The organism is Micromonospora craterilacus, assembly GCF_003236315.1.
GTDB classification, from domain to species: Bacteria; Actinomycetota; Actinomycetes; order Mycobacteriales; family Micromonosporaceae; genus Micromonospora; species Micromonospora craterilacus.
Window position 1 is genome coordinate 1 of the sequence record NZ_POTY01000477.1, and the last position, 1,398, is coordinate 1,398.

The following is a 1,398-nucleotide window of genomic DNA, read 5'->3' on the forward strand; positions in this document are numbered from 1 at the left end:
GGTTAGGGGAGGCGGGCGGAGGCGTGGATGGCGATGGCGTCGTGAGCGGGGACGTTGGCGGTGAACCAGCCGTTGGCGTCCACTGTGATCACCGGGCCGCTACAGGTGTTGGCGGAGAAGGTGCCGTGGATGACGTCGCAGTATCGGCCGGCCGGTAGTCCGGTGTAGTAGGAGCGGCCGTTGATCGCGAAGTCCTCGTCGTTGATGGTGATATAGCCCTTGCCGGTGCGGCTGAACGCGATGTGCTGGTAGCCGTTGTCGTACCAGTTGCTGACCCCGGTGCCTTCGGTGGCGTTGCGGAAGCCGACCATGTTCGCGATCACCGGCCAGCGGTGCTCGCACTCCCAGCCCGAGTAGCAAGCCGTGTTTAGGGTCTTGTTGTTGCCGTCCGAGGGCGGGCCGGCGTCCCGGTTGCTGTAGGTGTAGCTGGACATCACCGTCGGCGAGCCGTACGGCCAGGCCAGCATGAACGCGTTGGCCAGCGCGTAGATGCCCCGGTCGCGGTAGGTGAGCACGCCGCCGTCGTCGCGCTGGGTGTCGTGGTTGTCGATGAACACCGAGGCGCGGCCGGTGGGCAGGTGGCCCCAACCCTCACCGAAGTTGCGCAGGTAGGCCAGCCGCTCGGAGCGGAAGACCCGGGCCAGATCCTTGCCGTAGCGGAACTCGTGCACGTCGCCGTTGCCGGTGTACTCCTCGGGCCGGATCGGCTCGCCGGCGCCGTAGATGACCTCCTGCACGATGTACGCCGACCGGCTCAGCCGGCTGAGGATGTTGGCGATGTCGGCGGCCGGCATGTGCTTGCTGGCGTCCAGCCGGAAGCCGTCCACGCCGAGCGACAGCAGGTCGTTGAGGTACGCGGCGAGCCGGGAGCGGACGTAGTCCGACTCCGTCTTCAGGTCGGCGAGGTTGACCAGCTCGCAGTTCTGCACCTCGTACCGGTCGTTGTAGTTGACGATGTCGTCGTTGCCGTTGCGGCCGCAGTAGTGGAAGTCCTGCGCCTGGTAGATGCCGGGGTAGACGTAGTGCTGGTACGACGACCCGGCCCAGCCGGTGCCGCCGTTGGCCTGGCCGGACATGTGGTTGATGACCGCGTCCACGATGACCTTGACGCCGGCCGCCTGGCAGGTGGTCACCATGGACCGGAACTGGTCGCGGGTGCCCTTGCGGGACTCGATCCGGTAGCTGACCGGCTGGTACGCCACCCACCACTGGTTGCCGCGTACGTGCTCCTGCGGTGGTGAGACCTGGACGTAGCCGTAGCCCTTCGGGCCGAGCGTGCTGGTGCACTCGCTGGCCACCGAGGGCCAGTTCCACTCGAAGAGGTTGGCGATGACCTTCTTGCCGCCGGCCGGGGCGGCGACGGCGGGGGGTGCCGTCACGACGGTGGGGGTGAGGAGG

The 1,398-nt window shown here is 67.6% G+C and carries 1 protein-coding gene; it reads right to left on the bottom strand.

The genetic code is table 11. The features are described 5' to 3' along the window. Positions 1-2: 2 nt before the first annotated feature. A partial coding sequence (locus C1I95_RS33915; RefSeq protein WP_438941368.1) for an alpha-amylase occupies positions 3-1,398 on the bottom strand: 1,396 nt, incomplete at its 5' end.